Source organism: Saccharothrix syringae (assembly GCF_009498035.1).
Lineage (GTDB): Bacteria > Actinomycetota > Actinomycetes > Mycobacteriales > Pseudonocardiaceae > Actinosynnema > Actinosynnema syringae.
The window spans coordinates 8,963,351-8,981,599 of sequence record NZ_CP034550.1 but is presented as its reverse complement, the minus strand read 5'-3'; the positions used below and the strand labels follow the sequence as shown (position 1 = coordinate 8,981,599).

Annotated in this window: 20 protein-coding genes and 1 rRNA gene; 19 read left to right on the top strand and 2 right to left on the bottom strand. The window is 75.0% G+C overall.

The genetic code is table 11. From position 1 onward, the window contains the following. A 5S ribosomal RNA gene (gene rrf / locus EKG83_RS37415) occupies positions 1-117 on the top strand. A 71-nt stretch (positions 118-188) separates the two neighbouring features. On the opposite strand, the gene EKG83_RS47265 is transcribed toward rrf, so the two are convergent. Next, positions 189-1,877 (bottom strand): hypothetical protein, encoded by a 1,689-nt coding sequence (locus tag EKG83_RS47265; protein WP_194282964.1) that lies wholly within the window; start codon positions 1,875-1,877, stop codon positions 189-191. Between EKG83_RS47265 and EKG83_RS47260 the strand changes: the two genes are divergently transcribed. The 14 genes from EKG83_RS47260 (at position 1,821) to EKG83_RS37350 (ending at position 14,704) form a co-directional block, all read left to right on the top strand. Further along, positions 1,821-2,438 (top strand): tetratricopeptide repeat protein, encoded by a 618-nt coding sequence (locus EKG83_RS47260; protein WP_228122359.1) that lies wholly within the window; start codon positions 1,821-1,823, stop codon positions 2,436-2,438. The two genes, EKG83_RS47265 and EKG83_RS47260, sit on opposite strands and share 57 nt — an antisense overlap. Positions 2,439-2,636: 198 nt before the next feature. Next, positions 2,637-3,422, top strand: a complete 786-nt coding sequence (locus tag EKG83_RS37405; RefSeq protein WP_033428034.1) for an HAD-IIA family hydrolase — start codon at positions 2,637-2,639, stop codon at positions 3,420-3,422. A 4-nt stretch (positions 3,423-3,426) separates the two neighbouring features. Then, positions 3,427-3,600 carry a hypothetical protein gene (locus tag EKG83_RS47255; protein WP_194282963.1) on the top strand — a complete coding sequence of 58 codons (174 nt, stop codon included), beginning with the start codon at positions 3,427-3,429 and terminating at the stop codon, positions 3,598-3,600. Positions 3,601-3,604: 4 nt separating this feature from the next. Next, positions 3,605-4,411 carry a TlyA family RNA methyltransferase gene (locus EKG83_RS37400; RefSeq protein ID WP_033428033.1) on the top strand — a complete coding sequence of 269 codons (807 nt, stop codon included), beginning with the start codon at positions 3,605-3,607 and terminating at the stop codon, positions 4,409-4,411. A 41-nt stretch (positions 4,412-4,452) separates the two neighbouring features. Further along, positions 4,453-5,346 (top strand): NAD kinase, encoded by an 894-nt coding sequence (locus EKG83_RS37395; protein WP_033428110.1) that lies wholly within the window; start codon positions 4,453-4,455, stop codon positions 5,344-5,346. A gap of 67 nt (positions 5,347-5,413) precedes the next feature. Continuing rightward, positions 5,414-7,195 (top strand): DNA repair protein RecN, encoded by a 1,782-nt coding sequence (gene recN / locus EKG83_RS37390; RefSeq protein ID WP_033428032.1) that lies wholly within the window; start codon positions 5,414-5,416, stop codon positions 7,193-7,195. Continuing rightward, positions 7,192-7,863 carry a hypothetical protein gene (locus tag EKG83_RS37385; RefSeq protein ID WP_033428031.1) on the top strand — a complete coding sequence of 224 codons (672 nt, stop codon included), beginning with the start codon at positions 7,192-7,194 and terminating at the stop codon, positions 7,861-7,863. Before recN ends, EKG83_RS37385 begins: the two co-directional genes overlap by 4 nt. A gap of 44 nt (positions 7,864-7,907) precedes the next feature. Then, complete coding sequence (locus EKG83_RS37380; RefSeq protein ID WP_153278695.1) at positions 7,908-8,531, top strand: hypothetical protein; 624 nt, start codon at positions 7,908-7,910, stop codon at positions 8,529-8,531. Continuing rightward, on the top strand, positions 8,528-9,154 hold the full coding sequence (locus tag EKG83_RS37375) for a hypothetical protein (RefSeq protein WP_033428029.1): 627 nt from the start codon (positions 8,528-8,530) through the stop codon (positions 9,152-9,154). Before EKG83_RS37380 ends, EKG83_RS37375 begins: the two co-directional genes overlap by 4 nt. 74 nt (positions 9,155-9,228) lie before the next feature. Beyond that, entirely contained in the window at positions 9,229-10,413 is a 1,185-nt protein-coding gene (gene steA, locus EKG83_RS37370) for a putative cytokinetic ring protein SteA (protein WP_033428028.1), read from the top strand. Further along, positions 10,410-11,345 (top strand): copper transporter, encoded by a 936-nt coding sequence (locus tag EKG83_RS37365; protein WP_033428027.1) that lies wholly within the window; start codon positions 10,410-10,412, stop codon positions 11,343-11,345. Before steA ends, EKG83_RS37365 begins: the two co-directional genes overlap by 4 nt. A gap of 443 nt (positions 11,346-11,788) precedes the next feature. Beyond that, on the top strand, positions 11,789-13,483 hold the full coding sequence (locus EKG83_RS37360; protein WP_051764547.1) for a CTP synthase: 1,695 nt from the start codon (positions 11,789-11,791) through the stop codon (positions 13,481-13,483). Continuing rightward, positions 13,480-14,103, top strand: coding sequence for an NUDIX domain-containing protein (locus EKG83_RS37355; RefSeq protein WP_033428025.1), 624 nt, complete (start codon positions 13,480-13,482; stop codon positions 14,101-14,103). Before EKG83_RS37360 ends, EKG83_RS37355 begins: the two co-directional genes overlap by 4 nt. 193 nt (positions 14,104-14,296) lie before the next feature. Then, positions 14,297-14,704: a DUF2752 domain-containing protein gene (locus EKG83_RS37350; RefSeq protein WP_051764526.1), complete on the top strand. Its 408-nt coding sequence runs from the start codon at positions 14,297-14,299 to the stop codon at positions 14,702-14,704. A gap of 10 nt (positions 14,705-14,714) precedes the next feature. On the opposite strand, the gene EKG83_RS37345 is transcribed toward EKG83_RS37350, so the two are convergent. Then, positions 14,715-15,296 (bottom strand): DUF1707 domain-containing protein, encoded by a 582-nt coding sequence (locus EKG83_RS37345; RefSeq protein ID WP_033428024.1) that lies wholly within the window; start codon positions 15,294-15,296, stop codon positions 14,715-14,717. 133 nt (positions 15,297-15,429) lie between these two features. Here EKG83_RS37345 and xerD point away from each other — a divergent pair, with 133 nt between their 5' ends. The 4 genes from xerD to EKG83_RS37325 all read left to right on the top strand — a co-directional run bounded on the left by xerD (position 15,430) and on the right by EKG83_RS37325 (position 18,163). Next, on the top strand, positions 15,430-16,362 hold the full coding sequence (gene xerD / locus EKG83_RS37340) for a site-specific tyrosine recombinase XerD (protein WP_407690740.1): 933 nt from the start codon (positions 15,430-15,432) through the stop codon (positions 16,360-16,362). A 66-nt stretch (positions 16,363-16,428) separates the two neighbouring features. Further along, a complete protein-coding gene (locus tag EKG83_RS37335) occupies positions 16,429-16,761 on the top strand; it encodes an ArsR/SmtB family transcription factor (RefSeq protein WP_228122357.1) in 333 nt (110 codons plus the stop codon). Between the two features lie 110 nt (positions 16,762-16,871). Beyond that, on the top strand, positions 16,872-17,843 hold the full coding sequence (locus EKG83_RS37330; RefSeq protein WP_211268989.1) for a ParA family protein: 972 nt from the start codon (positions 16,872-16,874) through the stop codon (positions 17,841-17,843). Then, entirely contained in the window at positions 17,840-18,163 is a 324-nt protein-coding gene (locus tag EKG83_RS37325) for a hypothetical protein (protein WP_033428023.1), read from the top strand. The genes EKG83_RS37330 and EKG83_RS37325 overlap by 4 nt, the downstream gene beginning before the upstream one ends. Positions 18,164-18,249 lie beyond the last annotated feature (86 nt).

Here is an 18,249-nt window from a genome sequence, read left to right as displayed (position 1 = left end):
TTCGGTGGTCATTGCGGTTGGGGAACACCCGGTCCCATTCCGAACCCGGTAGTTAAGCCTTCCAGCGCCGATGGTACTGCACTCGTGAGGGTGTGGGAGAGTAGGACGCCGCCGAACATTCTTTCCCTGAAAGGGCTTGTGGTGGGGGCACATTAGGTTGTGCCCTACCGCAGGCCCTTTCGGCGTGTTCACAGTAGGAGGAGCCAGTGTCCAGGTTCGGGGATCGACCCGGCGACCGTCAGCGTGGCCAGGGAGACCGCCCGCGCCGATCCGACGACGGTGGCCGTGCCCAGGGGAGCCGCAATTCCGCCGGAGGCCGTGACGCACGTGGTGGCGAGCGGTCCGGTGGTTACCAGCCACGTGGCGGTGAGCGGTCCGGCGGCTACCAGCGTCGGGAGGACGGCCCGCGTCGCGATGACCGACGCGACGACCGGCGGGACGACCGCCGGGATGACCGTGGTGGCTACCAGCGACGTGATGACAACCGTGGTGGCTACCAGCGGCGCGACGACGACCGCGGTGGTTACCAGAGGCGTGACGACAACCGGGGCGGTTACCAGCGCCGGGACGACCGCGGCGGCGAGCGCCGTGAGTTCCGGCCGCGCGATGACAGGCCCCGCGACGACCGTCCCCGTGACGACAGGCCCCGCGAGGACCGCGGTGGCTACCAGCGTCGCGATGACCGGGGCGGTTACCAGCGGCGCGACGAGCGCGGTGGCGAGCGCGGCGGGTACCAGCGCCGGGACGACCGGTCCGGTGACCGCGGTGGCTACCAGCGCCGGGACGACCGGGGCGGTTACCAGCGCCGCGATGACAGGTCTCGCGACGACCGCGGCGGCTACCAGAGGCGTGACGACAACCGCGGTGGCTACCAGGGTCGGGATGACCGTGGCGGCGAGCGCGGTGGTTACCAGCGGCGCGACGATCGCGGCGGCGAGCGTCGTGAGTTCCGGCCGCGCGATGACCGTGGTGGTTACCAGCGTCGGGATGACCGCGGCGGCGAGCGCGGTGGTTACCAGCGGCGTGATGACAACCGGGGCGGTTACCAGCGCCGGGACGACCGCGGCGGTGAGCGCCGTGAGTTCCGGCCGCGTGACGACCGTGGTGGTTACCAGCGGCGTGACGAGCGTCCCCGTGATGACCGTCCCCGCTACGACAGGCCGCGTTACGACGACAAGCCGCGTTACGACCGGCGGGATGACCGGCGCAACGATCGCCGGGACGACCGTCGCGATGACCGCCGGGACGACCGTCGCGATGACCGCCGGGACGACCGCCGGGATGACCGGCGTGACGAGCGCAGCCGTGATCGGGCGGCCCGCTTCCAGGAGCGGATCGCGCAGACCAATGACCAGAATGACCAGCCGGTCGTCGAGGACACCTCGGCTGAGGTCGCGGAGTGGGTGAACAGCCGGGTCAACGGTGTCCCCGCCGCGGTGGTCGTCGACGCTGACGAGTCCGCCGCCGAGCCCGCCGAGGCGCAGGAGCGGGACGAGGAGCCGACCCGGGAGGTGACCGAGGCGTCCGAGGTGTCCGAGGCCCCTTCCGAGGTGTCTGGGGCGTCTGAGGCGGCTGAAGTCCCCGAGGTGAACGGCTCCCCGGAAGCGGCCGAGAGCCCCGAGGCGACCGAGACCCCCGGCACCGCCGGGACCGGCGAGGCCGGCGACACCGAGACCGGCGACACCAGGGACGGCGACACCGAAGAGGCCGGGGACACCGGTGAGTCCCGGGAGGCCGGGGAGGGCCAGGAGCGGGTGTTCACCCGGTCCCGCACCCCCGAGCTGCCCCCGGAGGCCGACATCTCCATCCTCGACCCCGAGGTGAAGCAGGAGCTGCGTGGCCTGCCCAAGGGCCTGGCCGAGATCGTCGGCCGCCATCTGGCCGCGGCGGGCATGCTGATCGACGGTGAGCCCGAGCTGGCCCTGGAGCACGCCCGGTACGCCCGGTCGAAGGCGGCGCGGGTCGCGGTGGTGCGCGAGGCCGCCGGGTTGACCGCGTACCACGCCGGTGAGTGGTCCGAGGCGCTGTCGGAGCTGCGGGCGGCCCGTCGCATGTCGCACGGTGCCGGGCACGTCGCGATCATGGCCGACTGCGAGCGGGCGCTGGGGCGCCCGGAGCGGGCCATCGAGCTGGCGCGCGAGGCGCAGGGCCTCCAGCTGTCCCCGGACGAGGCGGTGGAGCTGCGGATCGTGGCGGCCGGCGCGCGGCGGGACATGGGGCAGCTCGACGCGGCCGTGGTGGCGCTCCAGGGTGACGACCTGGACGCGAAGCGCCGGGACCCGTGGAGCGCGCGCCTGTTCTACGCCTACGCGGACAACCTGGCCGCGGCCGGGCGCACCGAGGAGGCCGTGCGCTGGTTCCTCAACGCGGCCCAGGCCGACGACGACAACGAGACCGACGCCGCCGAGCGCGCGTTCGAGCTCAGCCCGCAGGACTGAGCGACCGAAGTCACCGCCCGGGGGCCCGGCGCCGCGAGGTGCCGGGCCCTCAGACTTGCAGGGGACCAGGACCCACCCGACCAGGACCCACCCGACCAGGACCCACCCGACCAGGACCCACCCGACCAGGACCCACCCGACCAGGACCCACCCGACCAGGACCCACCCGACCAGGACCCACCCGACCCGGAGGCGCCCGTGCTGCTGGACCGCTACGACGCACTGCTGCTGGACCTCGACGGCACCGTCTACCGGGGCCGGGAGGCCGTACCCGGCGCGGTGGAGGCGGTGGCCGCCGCCCGGGAGCACGGGGTCGGCGTCAGGTTCGTCACCAACAACGCCTCCCGGTCGCCGTCGGACGTCGCCGGGCACCTGACCGAGCTGGGGTTCCACGCGGCCCTGGAGGAGGTCAGCACGAGCGCCCAGGCGGGTGCGGCGATGCTGCTCGACCTGGTGCCGCCGGGCACGCGCGTGGTGGTGCTGGGCACCGACGCGCTGGCCGAGGAGGTCCGGTCGCGCGGGTTCGAGCCGGTGCGGTCGGCCGACGGCGCGGGTGCCGTGGTGCAGGGCCTGTCGCAGGAGCTGGGCTGGCGGGAGCTGGCCGAGGCGTGCGTGGCGATCCGGGCGGGCGCGCGGTGGGTGGCCTGCAACGTCGACGCGACCCTGCCCACCGAGCGGGGCCTGCTGCCCGGCAACGGCGCCCTGGTCGCCGCCCTGCGCACCGCCACGGGCGTGGAGCCCCTGGTGGCGGGCAAGCCGGCGACGCCGCTGCTGGAGCAGGCGGCGAAGTCGGTGGGCGCGCAGCGGCCGCTGGTGGTGGGCGACCGGCTGGACACCGACATCGCGGGTGCGGTGAGCGCGGGCATGGACTCGTTGCTGGTGCTCACGGGCGTGTCCACCGAGGAGGAGGCGCGGCTGCTGCCGGAGGACCGGCGGCCGACCCACGTCGCGCCCGACCTGTCGATCCTGCATCGGCTACCTTGAAGCCGTGAGCTTCGAGGTTCCCCTCCCCGGCCCGCCGCGTGACCCGGTGGCCGGGATCGAGGACGCGCTGGCCGGTCTGGGCGGGCTGGAGCAGCTCGACGTGGTCGAGCACGTGGCCCGGTTCGACGACGTGCACACGGCGTTGACCGCCGCGCTGTCCAGCATCGACAGGGTCTGAACCGGTGCCGCGCAGGGCTCGGCTCGACGCCGAACTGGTCCGCCGCGGGCTGGCCAGGTCGCGGGAGCACGCGAGTCAGCTCGTCGCCGAGGGCCGGGTGACCGTCCGGGGCACCGTGGCCACCAAGCCGGCGACCGCGGTCGAGCTGGACACCGCGGTGGTGGTCCGGGTCGACGACGACCCCAACTACGCCTCGCGGGGCGCGCACAAGCTCGTCGGCGCGCTGGAGGCGTTCCCGGGGGTGCTGGTCGAGGGCAGGCGGTGCCTGGACGCGGGCGCGTCCACCGGCGGGTTCACCGACGTGCTGCTGCGCGCGGGTGCCCGGCAGGTGGTGGCCGCGGACGTGGGGCGGGGGCTGCTGGACTGGCGGTTGCGCACCGACGACCGGGTCGTGGTGCGGGACCGGACCAACGTCCGGTCGCTGACCCCCGAAGACATCGGCGGCCCGGTGGAACTGGTCGTGGCCGACCTGTCGTTCATCTCGTTGAGGCTCGTGCTGCCGGCGTTGGTCGCCTGCCTCGACGAGGGGGGAGACCTGGTGCCGATGGTGAAGCCGCAGTTCGAGGTGGGCAGGGAACGCCTGGGCTCGGGCGGTGTGGTGCGGGACCCGGGGCTGCGCGCCGAGGCGGTGCTGGACGTGGTGGCGTCCGCGGCCGCGCTGGGCCTGCGGCTGCACGGGGTGACCGCCAGCCCGCTGCCCGGGCCGTCGGGCAACGTCGAGTTCTTCGCCTGGCTGCGCCGGGGCGAGCCGCTGCCGGTCGAGGAGGCCGACGGGCTCGTGCGCGCGGCCGTGGCGGGAGGACCCCAGTGAGAGGACCCCAGGGTGAGGGGACCCCGGTGAGCTGCAACCCGGTGACGAGGGAGATCCTGCTGGTCGTCCACACCGGGCGGCGCAGCAACGTGCTGGTCGCCCAGGAGGTCGCGGCGCGGTTCGCGGCGGGTGGGGTGCACCTGCGGGTGCTGGAGGACGAGGCGCCCGACCTGGACCCGTCGTGCTTCACGCAGGTCGTGCCGGCCGACGACAAGGCCGCCGAGGGCGCCGAGCTGGTGTTCGTGCTGGGCGGTGACGGCACGCTGCTGCGCGCGGCGGAGCTGGCCCGCGCGGCGGGGGTGCCGGTGCTGGGGGTGAACCTGGGTCGGGTCGGTTTCCTGGCCGAGGCGGACTCCGACGCGCTGTACGAGGCGATCCGGCACGTGCTCGACCGCGACTACGAGGTCGAGGAGCGGATGACGCTCGACGTCACCGCGTTCGCCGGCACCGAGGTGCTGGGCAGCACGTGGGCGCTCAACGAGGCCGGCGTGGAGAAGAGCACCCGCGAGCGCATCCTGGACGTGGTGGTCGAGGTGGACGGGCGGCCGGTGTCGGCGTTCGGCTGCGACGGCGTGCTGGTGGCCACGCCCACCGGGTCCACGGCCTACGCGTTCTCCGCGGGCGGGCCGGTGGTGTGGCCGGACGTGCAGGCGCTGCTGGTGGTGCCGAGCAACGCGCACGCCCTGTTCGCGCGGCCCCTGGTGGTCTCGCCCGCGTCGGTGGTGGCGCTGGAGGTGGACCCGGAGAGCTACCCGGCGGTGCTGACCGCGGACGGCCGCCGGACCATCGACCTGCCGCCGGGCGCGCGGGTCGAGGTGGTGGAGGGCAGCACCCCGCTGCGGTTGGTCAGGCTGCGGCAGGGTCCGTTCACGGATCGGCTGGTGGAGAAGTTCGAGTTGCCGGTGCAGGGGTGGCGCGGGCCGTCTGCCAGGTAGATCAACAGGGGACAACCCGGCCCCCGAGCACACGGTTCGTCGGTGTCGCCCAGTAGTGTTCTGTGTCGTGCTGGCCGAGATGCGCATCCAGGGCCTCGGTGTGATCGACGAGGCCACCCTTGAGCTCGACCCCGGTTTCACCGTGGTGACGGGCGAGACCGGCGCGGGCAAGACGATGGTCGTCACGGGCCTCCACCTGCTCGGTGGCGGCCGGGCCGAAGCCTCGCGCGTGCGCAACGGCGCGGAGAGGGCCGTGGTGGAGGGCCGGTTCCAGGCCCCCGCGGGCAGCCCGGCGGCCAAGGTCGCCGAGGAGGTCGGCGGCGAGCCGGACGACGACGGCAGCGTGATCGCCGTGCGCACGGTCGGCGCCGACGGCCGGTCCCGCGCCCACCTGGGCGGGCGGTCCGTGCCGGTCGGCGTGCTGGGCGAGCTGGCCGAGCAGCTGCTGGCCGTGCACGGCCAGAACGACCAGCTGCGGCTGCTGCGGCCCACCGAGCAGCGGGCGGTGCTCGACCGGTTCGCCGGTGACGAGGTCGCCGGGCCGCTGCGCGCCTACCAGAAGGTCCGCGAGGAGTGGCTGCGCGTGGCCACCGAGCTGACCGAGCGCACCCGGCGCTCCCACGAGCTGGCCCGCGAGGCCGACCTGCTGCGGCACGGCCTGGCCGAGATCACCGCGGTCGACCCGAAGCCCGGCGAGGACGAGGAGCTGGTCGCCGAGGCGCGCCGGCTCGCCGACGCCGACCAGCTGCGCGAGTCCGCATCGGGCGCCCAGTACGCGGTGTCGGGCTCCCCGGACGGCGACCCGGACAACCCCGGCGCGCTGGGCCTGATCGGCGAGGCGCGGCGGCGGCTGGCGGCGTCGGAGGACCCGCGGCTGCGCGACCTGGAGCCCCGGCTGGTCGAGGCGGAGACGCTGCTGGCCGACGTGGGCGCGGAGATCGTGTCCTACCTGGAGCACCTGGAGGCCGATCCGACGCGGCTGGAGCAGGTGCTCGCCCGCCAGGCCGAGCTGAAGTCGCTGACCCGCAAGTACGCGGCGGACGTGGACGGCGTGATCGCGTGGGCGCAGGACGCCTCGGCGCGGCTGGCCGGCCTGGACACCTCCGACGAGGCGCTGGCGGCGCTGGCCGCGCGGCGCGACGAGCTGGCCGCCGAGCTGGCGGGCTACGCGCAGCGGGTGACCGCGGCGCGCGTGGAGGCCGCCGAGGAGCTGGGCAAGGCCGTGTCGGAGGAGCTGACCGGCCTGGCCATGCCGCACGCCAACGTCGAGGTCGTGGTGCGGCCGCGGGTGGCCGAGGCGGGCGACGCGCAGGCGCTGGAGGTCGGCGGGCAGCGGCTGCACGCGGGCGCCAGCGGCGTGGACGACGTGGAGCTGCGGCTCATCGCGCACCCCGGCGCGCCCGCGCTGCCCGTGCACAAGGGCGCGTCCGGCGGTGAGCTGTCGCGGGTGATGCTGGCGCTGGAGGTGGTGCTGTCGCACTCCGACCCGGTGCCCACGCTGGTGTTCGACGAGGTCGACGCGGGTGTCGGCGGGCGGGCGGCGGTCGAGGTCGGCAGGCGGCTGGCCCGGTTGGCGCGCAGCCACCAGGTCATCGTGGTCACGCACCTGCCGCAGGTGGCGGCGTTCGCCGACCGGCACCTGGTGGTCGACAAGACCGCGGACGGCGTGCTGACCCGCAGCGGCGTGCGGCGGCTGGACGAGTCGCAGCGGGTGGTCGAGCTGGCCCGGATGCTGGCCGGCATGGACTCCACCGACACCGGTCGCGCGCACGCCGAGGAGCTGCTGGCGGCGGCGAAGGCGGACAAGGAGAGCGTGCCCGTGGTGCGGCGCAAGGCGAAGAAGAGGTGAGCCGACGGCTGCTGGGGGCGGTGCTGCTGGTGCTCGCCGCCGCCGCGGCCGTGGTCGGCACCTTCCTGCCGCTGATCGTGCTGACCGGAGCGTTCGACCCCGGCGGGAACGGCGGGGGTCTGCGGATCGTCACCACGGCGTGGGAGAGCCGCGTCGAGCCGGGTCCCAGTCCGCTGAGCGCGCTGGCGTTCGACCACACGGCGCAGTACGGGGTGCCGATCGTGGTGTCGGCGGCGCTGCTGGTGGTGGCCGCGGCCCTGGTGCTGCTGCCCGAGGAGCACAGCCTGGTCGCCCGGTACACCGCGCTGGGCGCCACCGGCGTGCTGTTCGGCGCGGTGTGGGCGGTGTGGACGGCGGTGTCGGCGGCGGTGCGCGCGCCGGAGGGCGCGGTGGGGGAGTACCTGCGCGAGACCTCGGGCGGCGGGGTGTGGCTGCTCAGCGCGGCGGTGCTGGTCGCGGTGGCCGGGGTGGTGCTGGTCCACGCCCGGCGGCCGGCGCCGGTGGGCGGTGCCGTGGTGTACGCGGTGGGTGGTGACGACGTGCACCCGGTGGGCGGGGACGACGAGGACACGCCGCCGCTCGGCATCCCGGTGGTCGAGGTGGCCCGGCTGCCGGAGAGCGACTACCCGGGGCCCGGTGCGCCGGAGGGGTCGAGGTCGGCGGAGTAGCGGTGGCCGGCCGGGGGCCGGGGTCGAGGGGGAGTGCCGTGGGCGTGGGCAGGGCGGTCGGTGTGGTGGCGCTCGTGGTGGGCGCGGTGTCGGCGGCGGTCGGCACGTTCCTCCCGCTGTACCACCAGCGGTTCGACTTCGGTGGCACGTCGCAGCTGGAGCTGACCCAGAACTCCTGGCGGCCCGGCGAGCCGGACGCGCTGCTCGGCCGCGACGCGCACTACGGCGTGCCGATGGCCGTCGCGGTCCTGCTGCTGCTGGTCGGCGCGGTGTTCGCCGGGCGCGCGTGGTGGGGGCGGCTCGTCGCCCTCGGCGGTGCGGCGCTGCTGGTCGGCGCGGTCTGGGTGGTCGGCCAGATCATTTACGCCTACCTCGGCGGGGCCGACCCGGACGGCATCGGCTCGGTCACCATCGTCACCGAGCCGAGGTCGGGCTCCTACGTGCTGGGCGCGGCGTGCGTGGTCGCGGTGGCGGGCGCGGTGCTGGTGCAGGAGCGGCCGCCGCGGGCGCCGAGGCCGACCGGGGCGGTGGTGCACCGCGTCGACGGCGGTTTCGGCGACGGCCCCGACGACGGCCTTGGCGGCGGTTCCGGCGACGAGGACACTGAGACCCCACCGCTCGGCTTCCCGGCGCCGCCCGGGGACCGCCCACGCCCGGAGGCCCCATGACGCGCCGCGCGATCGCCACGACCGCCCTGGCCGCGGGCGCGCTGCTGATCGCCCTCGGTTCGCTGTCCACCCTGTACGGGATGGAGCAGCAGCTCCCGGGCCGGCCGGGTGAGGCGCCCGACCGCGTCCGGCTGGGCATCACCGGGTGGGGGCTCGTCCGCGAGCCGGAGGGGCGGGGCCCGATCGGCGAGAACCTGCCCACCTACGGCCACGCGCTGGCCCTCGCGGCCCTGCTGGTCGCGGTCGGCGCGGTGCTGCAGCTGCGTGCGCCCAGGTCGGCGGCCGTCGGTCGGGGCGCGGCGGTGGTGGGCGCGGGGCTGGTCGCCGGCGTGGCGTGGGCGGTGGTGGAGACGTGGTCGGCGCTGTTCCGGGGCGGTTACCCGGGCGAGGAGGGGCGGTTCGTCGGGTCGGGCACCCACGTGCTCGGCGCCGCGGTCCTGCTGGTCCTGGCCGGCGCGGTCGTCGGCGCGGAGTGGCCGGCGCGGGTGGGGCGCCCCACCGGGCCCTCGGTCCACCGGGTCGGTGACGACGACACGCCGCCGCTCGGCATCGCGGTGCCGGTGTCGGAGCTGGGAATACCCCAAGACCCGCCCCGGGACGAGCGGGATCACCCCACCGGGTAGCCGTCCACTGTGGAGGTGCGCCGGGCCCGGCGTGTTGGCCCGGGGGCACGTCCGGGGTGGGCCACCATCGGGTCATGAGGCTCCCCGGGTTGCTCCGCCGCACGAACTCCGAACTGCCTGGTGTCACCGGCGTCGCCCGGGTCGACCGGCGCGCGGACGACCTGCTGCGGCGGCTCGGCCCCGGCGACATAGCCGTGCTCGACCTGGTCGACGTCGACCGGCGCACCGCCGAGGCGCTGGTGGCCGCCGGGGTGGTCGGCGTGGTCAACGCCGCGCCGTCGATCTCCGGCCGGTTCCCCAACCTCGGGCCGGAGGTGCTGGTCGAGGCCGGTGTCCGGCTGGTCGACGACGTCGGCACCGGCGTGCTGCGCGAGGTCGAGGAGGGTGCCCGGCTGCGCCTGCACGAGGGCGGGGTGTTCGTCGGGGGCCGGGAGGTCGCGCGGGGCGTCGAGCAGACCGCCGAGTCCGTGGCCGACGCGGTGGTCGAGGCCAGGGCGGGCATGGCCGCGCAGCTGGAGGCGTTCTCCGCCAACACCATCGAGTTCCTGCGCCGCGAGCGGGACCTGCTGCTCGACGACGTGGGCGTGCCCGACCTGTACGTGCCGATGCGCGACCGGCAGGTGCTGGTCGTGGCCGGCGGGCCCCGGCACGCCGAGGAGCTGCGCAGGCTGCGCAAGTACGTCAAGGAGCACCGGCCGGTGCTGGTCGGCGTGGACGCGGGCGCCGACACCCTCCACGCCGCCGGGTACCGGCCGGACATCATCGTCGGCGACCCCGACGGCATCGGCACCGCCGCGCTGCGCGCCGGGTCCGAGGTGGTGGTGCCCGCGCAGACCGACGGCCACGCGCCCGGCCTGGAGCGCATCCAGGACCTGGGCATCGGCGCGGTGACGTTCCCCGCGTCCGGCAACGCCGAGGACCTGGCCCTGCTGCTGGCCGAGGCGCACGGCGCGAGCCTGGTGGTGACCGTGGGGGTGCGGGCGGGCCTGCGGGAGTTCCTGGACCGGGGCCGCTCGGGGTCCAACCCGTCGACGTTCCTGACCCGGCTCAAGCTCGGCGACAAGCTCGTCGACGGGCGGGCCGTGGCCGTGCTGCACCGGGGTCGCGTGTCGACCGGCGGGATCGCGCTGCTGGTGCTGGCCGCGGTGGTGGCGATGGTGGCCGCGCTGGTGGTGTCCGGGGTCGGGCAGGTGTACGTGGACCAGGCGGTCGACGCGGTCGGTGCCGCCGTCGCGTGGGTGAGGGGGTTGTTCCGGTGATCTCGCTGCGCTACCACGTGGTGTCGGTCGCCGCGGTGTTCCTGGCGCTGGCCGTGGGCGTGGTGCTCGGGTCCACCGCCATCAGCGGCCGGCTGCTGTCGGGGCTGACCGACGACAACAGCGCGCTGGGGCGCGAGCTGGCGGCGTCGCAGGAGGAGCGCAACGCGCTGGACGCGCGGCTGGCCGGGGCGGACCGGTTCGCCGGCGCGGTCGGGCCGCTGGCGGTCGCGGGGCGGCTGACCGACCGGACGGTGGTGCTGGTGACCACCGCGGACGCCGACCCGGACGACCGGGACGCGCTGGCCGAGCTGCTGCGGTCGGCCGGTGCGGTGGTGACCGGCGAGGTGCAGCTGACCGAGGCTTTCGCCGACCCCGACAAGGCCGACCAGCTGCTCAACGTGGTGGCTCGGATGCAGCCCGCCGGGACCCAGCTGCCCACCGCGGCGGACCCCGGGACGCGGGCGGGTGCTCTGCTGGGTGCCGTGCTGCTGACCGGCGAGGGCGGGAAGCCGCAGGCGGGTGAGGCCGAGGCGGCGGCGGCGCTCGGCGCGCTGGCCGGTGCCGGGTTCGTCAAGCAGGGGCAGGCGGTGCGGCCGGCGCAGTTGGCGGTGGTGCTCACCGGTGGGGCGGTGGACGGCGACTCGGCCGGTGACCGGGCGGCGGTGGTGGCGCGGTTCGCCACCCAGCTCGACCGGTCCGGGGGCGGGGCGGTGCTGGCCGGCGGGACGGGGTCGGCGGACGGGACGGGTGCCGTGGGGGTGGTCCGGGCCGACACGGCGGCCACCTCGGTGCTGTCGACGGTCGACAACCTCGACACGGCCGCCGGGCGGGTGGTGGCCGTGCTGGCGCTGCGGGAGCAGTTGGACGGGCAGGCCGGGCGGTACGGGGTGGCGGGGAACGCGGCGGGCGTCGCACCCGGCGCGGTCGGCTGAGGCAGTCGGTCGGCTGAGGCAGTCGGCCGCCCCCACCCACGCACTTCACCGCGCGTGTCCTCCACTCCGGCACCGCGAGTCGTCCACTCAGACACCGCGAGTCGAACCTCCACGACCCCCGTGTCGAACCTTCCGAACCCCCGAGTTGAACGTTCAGGCCGGTCGAACCGGCTTCCCGCGCCCGCACCGCGTCGCGTGAACGTAGAACTCGGGGGTGCTGGAGGTTCGACACGCGGGTGCTGGAGGTTCGACACGCGGGGGCTGGAGGTTCGACTCGCGCGGGTTGAGCGCATGACACGCCGGAGGGTCGTGGGGTGGTAGGCCATTGGAGTGATGGGTAGCGGACCCACCAGCGCGCTGGGTGACTACCGGCGTGTTAGCGTTAGGGCCCGTGGACAGGGCCGTTGGCCCTGCGGAAATCCAGACCACGGGGAGCCTCCTTGGTGCAGCAGGCACGCACGACCAAGCACGTTTTCGTCACCGGGGGCGTCGCCTCCTCCCTCGGCAAGGGCCTCACCGCCTCCAGCCTCGGTCAGCTGCTCACCGCTCGTGGTCTCCGGGTCACCATGCAGAAGCTCGACCCCTACCTCAACGTCGACCCGGGCACGATGAACCCGTTCCAGCACGGCGAGGTGTTCGTCACCGACGACGGCGCGGAGACCGACCTCGACATCGGCCACTACGAGCGGTTCCTGGCGCGCGACCTGTCCGGGGAGGCCAACGTCACCACCGGCCAGGTCTACTCCGAGGTCATCGCCAAGGAGCGGCGCGGCGAGTACCTCGGCGACACCGTCCAGGTGATCCCGCACATCACCGACGAGATCAAGCGCCGCATCCGCGCCATGGCCGAACCGGGCGCCGACGGCGTCGCGCCGGACGTGGTGATCACCGAGGTCGGCGGCACGGTGGGCGACATCGAGTCGCTGCCGTTCCTGGAGGCGTGCCGGCAGGTGCGCCACGACGTGGGCCGCGACAACGTCTTCTTCCTGCACGTCTCCCTGGTGCCCTACCTGGCGCCGTCCGGCGAGCTGAAGACCAAGCCCACCCAGCACTCGGTGGCCGCGCTGCGCAACATCGGCATCCAGCCCGACGCCATCGTGTGCCGGGCCGACCGGGAGATCCCCGACGCGCTCAAGCGCAAGATCGGCCTGATGTGCGACGTCGACACCGACGCCGTGGTCGCGGCCGTCGACGCGCCGTCGATCTACGACATCCCCAAGGTCCTGCACGCCGAGGGCCTGGACGCCTACGTGGTGCGCCGCCTCGACCTGCCGTTCCGCGACGTCGACTGGACCGTGTGGGGCGACCTGCTCGACCGCGTGCACAACCCGAACGAGAAGGTCCGCATCGGCCTGGTCGGCAAGTACGTCGACCTGCCCGACGCCTACCTGTCGGTGACCGAGGCGCTGCGCGCGGGCGGGTTCGCCCACCGCACCAAGGTCGAGATCGTCTGGGTGCCGTCCGACGAGTGCCAGACCCCGTCCGGCGCGGCGCACGCCCTGAGCGGCCTCGACGCGATCCTCATCCCGGGCGGCTTCGGCGTGCGCGGCATCGAGGGCAAGATCGGCGCGATCACCCACGCCCGCACCCGCGGCATCCCGCTGCTGGGCCTGTGCCTGGGCCTGCAGTGCCTGGTCATCGAGGCGGCGCGCAACCTGGCGGGCATCGCCGACGCGAACTCCGCCGAGTTCGAGGACACCGGTTCGCCGGTGATCAGCACCATGGCCGACCAGGAGGACGTGGTCTCCGGCCAGCGCGACATGGGCGGCACGATGCGGCTCGGCGCGTACCCGGCGAAGCTCGTCCCCGGCTCGCAGGTGGCGCTGGCCTACGGCGCGACCGAGGTGTCCGAGCGGCACCGGCACCGCTACGAGGTCAACAACGCCTACCGCGACCGGCTGGCGTCGGCCGGCCTGGTGTTCTCCGGCACCTCGCCGGACGGCCGGCTGGTCGAGTTCGTCGAGCTGCCCGCCGACGCGCACCCGTTCTTCGTGGCCACGCAGGCGCACCCCGAGCTGAAGTCCCGCCCGACCCGCCCGCACCCGCTGTTCGCGGCGTTCGTCAAGGCGGCGCTGGACTACCGGCTGGCCGACCGCCTGCCGCTGCCCGAGCCCGAGACCGCGGGGGCCGCGCAGTGACCGGGAAGCACGAGTTCACCACCGTCTCCTCGCGGGACGTGCACGTCGGCAAGGTCGTCGCGCTGCGCGTGGACGAGGTCGCCATGCCCGGCGGCGGCACGGCCAGGCGCGAGGTGGTCGAGCACCTGGGCGCGGTGGCCGTGGTCGCCCTCGACGACGACGGTCGCGTGACGCTGATCCACCAGTACCGCCACCCCCTCGGGCGGCGGCTGTGGGAGCTGCCCGCCGGCCTGCTCGACGCGGCGGGCGAGTCGCCCCTGGAGGCGGCGCGGCGCGAGCTGGCCGAGGAGGTCGGGCTGGCCGCGAACTCGTGGGTGACGCTGGTGGACGTCGCCGTCTCGCCGGGCTTCACCGACGAGGTGGTGCGCGTCTTCCTGGCCCGTGGCCTGTCCGCGGTCGACCGCGACGAGCAGGGCGAGGAGGAGGCCGACCTGGAGGCCAGGACGTTCCCGCTGGACGAGGCGGTGGCCATGGCGCTGGCCGGGGACGTGGTCAACGGGCCCGCGGTGTCCGGGCTGCTGGCGGCGCAGGCCGTGGTCGCCGGGCGCGCGGAGGGCCGCCCGGCGGACGCGCCGTTCCGCGACCGGCCGACCCGCTTCGCCCGGCGCTCGGAGGGCTGATCCGAAGATCGCGCCCCTCCCCCGGTCCTGGTGACCGGGGGAGGGGCGCGGTCGTTCGGCGGGACTGGTGCCGGCGGGGGATGGGCGCCGGGAGGGGCTTCGCGGGCCGCCGGTTGGTGTGGTCGGTGCCTTGGTGTGGTCGGTGTCGCGGACCCGGCGCGCGTGCGCGGAGGGGCCCGCGGTCCCCTGGATAATGGCGGGCGTGGACGTGCGCGGGTCGTTGACGGCGGTGCGGGGACCGCTGGCGGTGGCCGCGGCGGCGGTGGCCGGGTGCGGGGTGCTGCTGTTCGTGGACCCCAACCGGCCCGGGTCGCTGCTGCCGCCGTGCCCGCTCTACGCGCTGACCGGCATCCAGTGCCCGGCGTGCGGGTCCACCCGGATGGTGCACGCCCTGCTGCACGGCGACCTCGCCGCGGCGTGGCACTTCAACGCCGTGATGCTGGTCGCCGGGCTGCCGCTGCTGGCGTGGCTGTGGCTGCGGTGGGCGCGGGCGGCCCGGCGCGGCAGGCCCAACCCGCCCGTGCCGCGGCGGGTGGCCGTGCCCGTGCTGGTCGTGGCGGTTGGGTGGGCGCTGGTGCGCAACCTGGCCGTCGGAACGTAGTCGCCGGGACCTAGTCGCGCAGCTTGCGTCCCTGGCTGTCGGTGCCGCCGTTGACCAGCAGGACGATGCCGTCGATCAACGACCAGATGCCGCACCCGCCGCAGGTCAGCAGTTGGGCGATGCCGATGCCGGTGTCACCGATGTAGAACCGGCCGATGCCGAACGGCAGCACCAGTTGCAGCACGCCCGCCGCGATGCGCGACTTGTCCGACAGCGGCTGCCCGGTCAGCGGGTCCACGCCGTAGGGGGCGTACTGGTGGGGGTCGGCATAGCCCTGCGTCGCCGGCCCGTACGCGTAGCCGCCGGTCGGGTAGCCGCCGGTCTGGTAACCGCCGGTCTGGTAGGCGGGCGGCGCGTAGCCGGTGGCCTGCGGGTACTCGGCGGGCGGCGGCGTGACCGGCTGGTACCGGGGGTGCGGCAGGTCGTGGAACAGCGCCGCCAGGTCGCGCGCGGTCTGCGCGGCGGACGCGTAGCCGACGCGCTGCTCGTACTCGCCGATGTCGAGGCGACCGGCCGCGAAGTGCTCGTTCAGCGCGCTGATCGCGTCCTGGCGCTGCTGGTCGCCGATGCGCACCTGGTGGGGATCCGACACGCGTCAACGCTAACAGCCCGGCCCGCCGGTCGAGGGCGAACCAGCAGGTCCGGTGGCGCGGGCCCGGTCGCCGGAGCCCCCGGCCGACCGCGGGGCTCGACGCGGGCGCGCTCCGGGCGGCACACTGCCCCACGTGACGGCGCGAACCCCGGCGGGCGCACTGGCCGGAACCCCGGCGGGCGACGCCACCACCGCCTACCTGGACCACCTGGCCGTGGAGCGCGGCACCTCCCGCAACACCCTCGACTCCTACGCCCGCGACCTGCGCCGCTACGCCGAGCACCTGGCGGCCAAGGGCGTCACGGACCTCGACCACGTCACCGAGCCCCTGGTCGCGGACTTCCTGGCCGGCCTGCGCGAGGCGGGCCTGGCCGCCTCCTCCGCCGCCCGCACCCTGGTCGCCGTGCGCGGCCTGCACCGCTTCGCCCACCGCGAGGGCGTCACCGCCCACGACCCGGCCCGCGACGTGCGCCCGCCGCAGCCGCCCAGGCGCCTGCCCAAGGCGCTGCCGGTGGGCGACGTGCTCCGGCTGCTCGACACCGCCCGCACCGAGACCCCCGCCGACCTGCGCGACCGCGCCCTGCTCGAACTGCTCTACTCCAGCGGGGCGCGCATCTCCGAGGTCGTCGGCCTGGACGTGGACGACCTCGACACCGCCGAGCGCACCGTCCTGCTCGACGGCAAGGGCGGCAAGCAGCGCGTGGTCCCGGTCGGCCGCCCGGCGCTCGACGCGCTCGACGCCTACCTGGTGCGCGCCCGACCGGCGCTGGCCAAGCGCGCCAACCCCGCCCTGTTCCTCAACGCCCGCGGCGGTCGGCTGTCCCGGCAGACCGCCTGGCAGGTGCTCAAGACCGCCGCCGAACGGGCGGGGCTGGCCTCCGGCGTCTCGCCGCACACCCTGCGCCACTCGTTCGCCACCCACCTGCTGGAGGGCGGCGCGGACGTGCGCGTGGTGCAGGAACTGCTGGGGCACGCCTCCGTCACCACGACCCAGGTCTACACCCTGGTAACCGTGAACACCTTGCGCGAGGTCTACGCGACCGCCCATCCTCGCGCATCGGGGTGAACGCGCGGTCCCGGCCGCCCCGCCGCACCGGGCCGGGACCCGACCGAGCCGGAAGACGAGCTGGAGGTGCCGACCGAGGTGCAGAACCTGGACGAGCCCGAACCCGCCGCCATCGAGCTGGCGGCGGTGCTGCACGCGCTGAGCGACCCCACCCGCCTGGCGGTCGTGCGGCAGATCGAGGCCGACGGCGAGCGCCTGTGCGGCGCCCTGCTGGTCGACGTGGCCAAGTCCACCCTGTCCCAGCACCTGCGCGTGCTGCGGGAGGCGGGCATCACCCGGACCAGGGCGTGCGGCAACCAGCGGTGGGTGTCGCTGCGCCGCGACGACCTCGACGCGCTGTTCCCCGGGCTGCTCGACGTGGTCCTGCGGGCCGCCGACCGGGCAGGCGCGGCGAGGTGACCCGGCCCACCCCGGGCTAACTCTTCGGTCCCGCTCCGGCGAGGCGCGTTGCTGGTCCGCTCCCCGGTGCCTAGGCTGCGCCCAGGCAGAGGACTAGGATCGGAAGGGCGATGTCGACACCGGAGCACGCGCGCGAGCCGTGGGAACCACCCCCGCCGCCGCCGCAGTCCGGTGTGCTCCGCGCCTCGGTCGAGCTGAGCCTGGCCCCGCACGCCGCGCCGCTGGACGAGGACGCCGTCGAGCAGGCCGTCGGCGACATCGGACCCACCGGTCGGCCGCTGCGCTTCGTCCCCGACCCGCCCGTGCCCGCCCACCACGGCCCGGCCAAGATCCTGGCGGTGTGCAACCAGAAGGGCGGGGTCGGCAAGACCACGTCCACCATCAACCTCGGCGCGGCGCTGACCGAGTTCGGCCGGCGGGTGCTGCTGGTCGACTTCGACCCGCAGGGCGCGCTGTCGGTGGGCCTGGGCGTGCACCCGCACCAGCTCGACCAGACCATCTACAACGTGATCATGGAGCGCGGCGTCGGCATCCACGACGTGATCATGAACACCCCGGTCGAGGGCATGGACCTGCTGCCCAGCAACATCGACCTGTCCGCCGCGGAGATCCAGCTGGTCTCCGAGGTCGGCCGGGAGCACACGCTGGTCCGCACGCTGCGCCCGGTGATCCAGGAGTACGACTACGTGCTGGTCGACTGCCAGCCCTCGCTCGGCCTGCTCACGGTCAACGCGCTGGCCGCGGCCGACGGCGTCCTCATCCCGCTGGAGTGCGAGTTCTTCAGCCTGCGCGGGGTCGCCCTGTTGATAGACACCATCGAGAAGGTCAGGGAGCGGTTGAACCCCAAGCTGGAAATCACCGGCATCCTCGCCACCATGTACGACCCGCGCACGCTGCACTCCCGCGAGGTGATGGCGCGCGTGGTCGAGGCGTTCGGCGACGTCGTGTTCGACACGGTGATCAACCGCACCGTCCGGTTCCCGGAGACCACCGTCGCCGGCGAGCCGATCACCCGCTGGGCGCCGCGCTCGGCGGGTGCGAAGGCGTACCGCGCGCTGGCGCGCGAGGTGATCGCCCGGTGACCCGACGCCCATCACTGCCGGGCGCGTCCGAACTGTTCCGCCTCACCAGCTCCGCCCCCGAACCGACGGCCGCGCCGGGGGAGGCCCCGGCCGCCCCTCGGCGGGGCACCGGGCGGCAGAAGCACTCGACCAAGATCACCGTGTACGTGTCCGACGAGGAGCTGCTGGCGCTGGAGCACGCCCGGCTGGCGCTGCGCGGCGAGCACGGGCTGGCCGTGGACCGGGGACGCGTGGTCCGCGAGGCCATCGCGATCGTGCTGGACGACCTGGAGGGGCACGGCGGGGACTCGCTGCTGGTGCGCAGGTTGCGCGAGCGGTGAGCGGTGAGGCACCACCACCCGGGACCGCGGCGGGCGCGGCCGGGGGGATCGGATCGACCGCCGAACCGGCGGCTGCGGAACCGGCG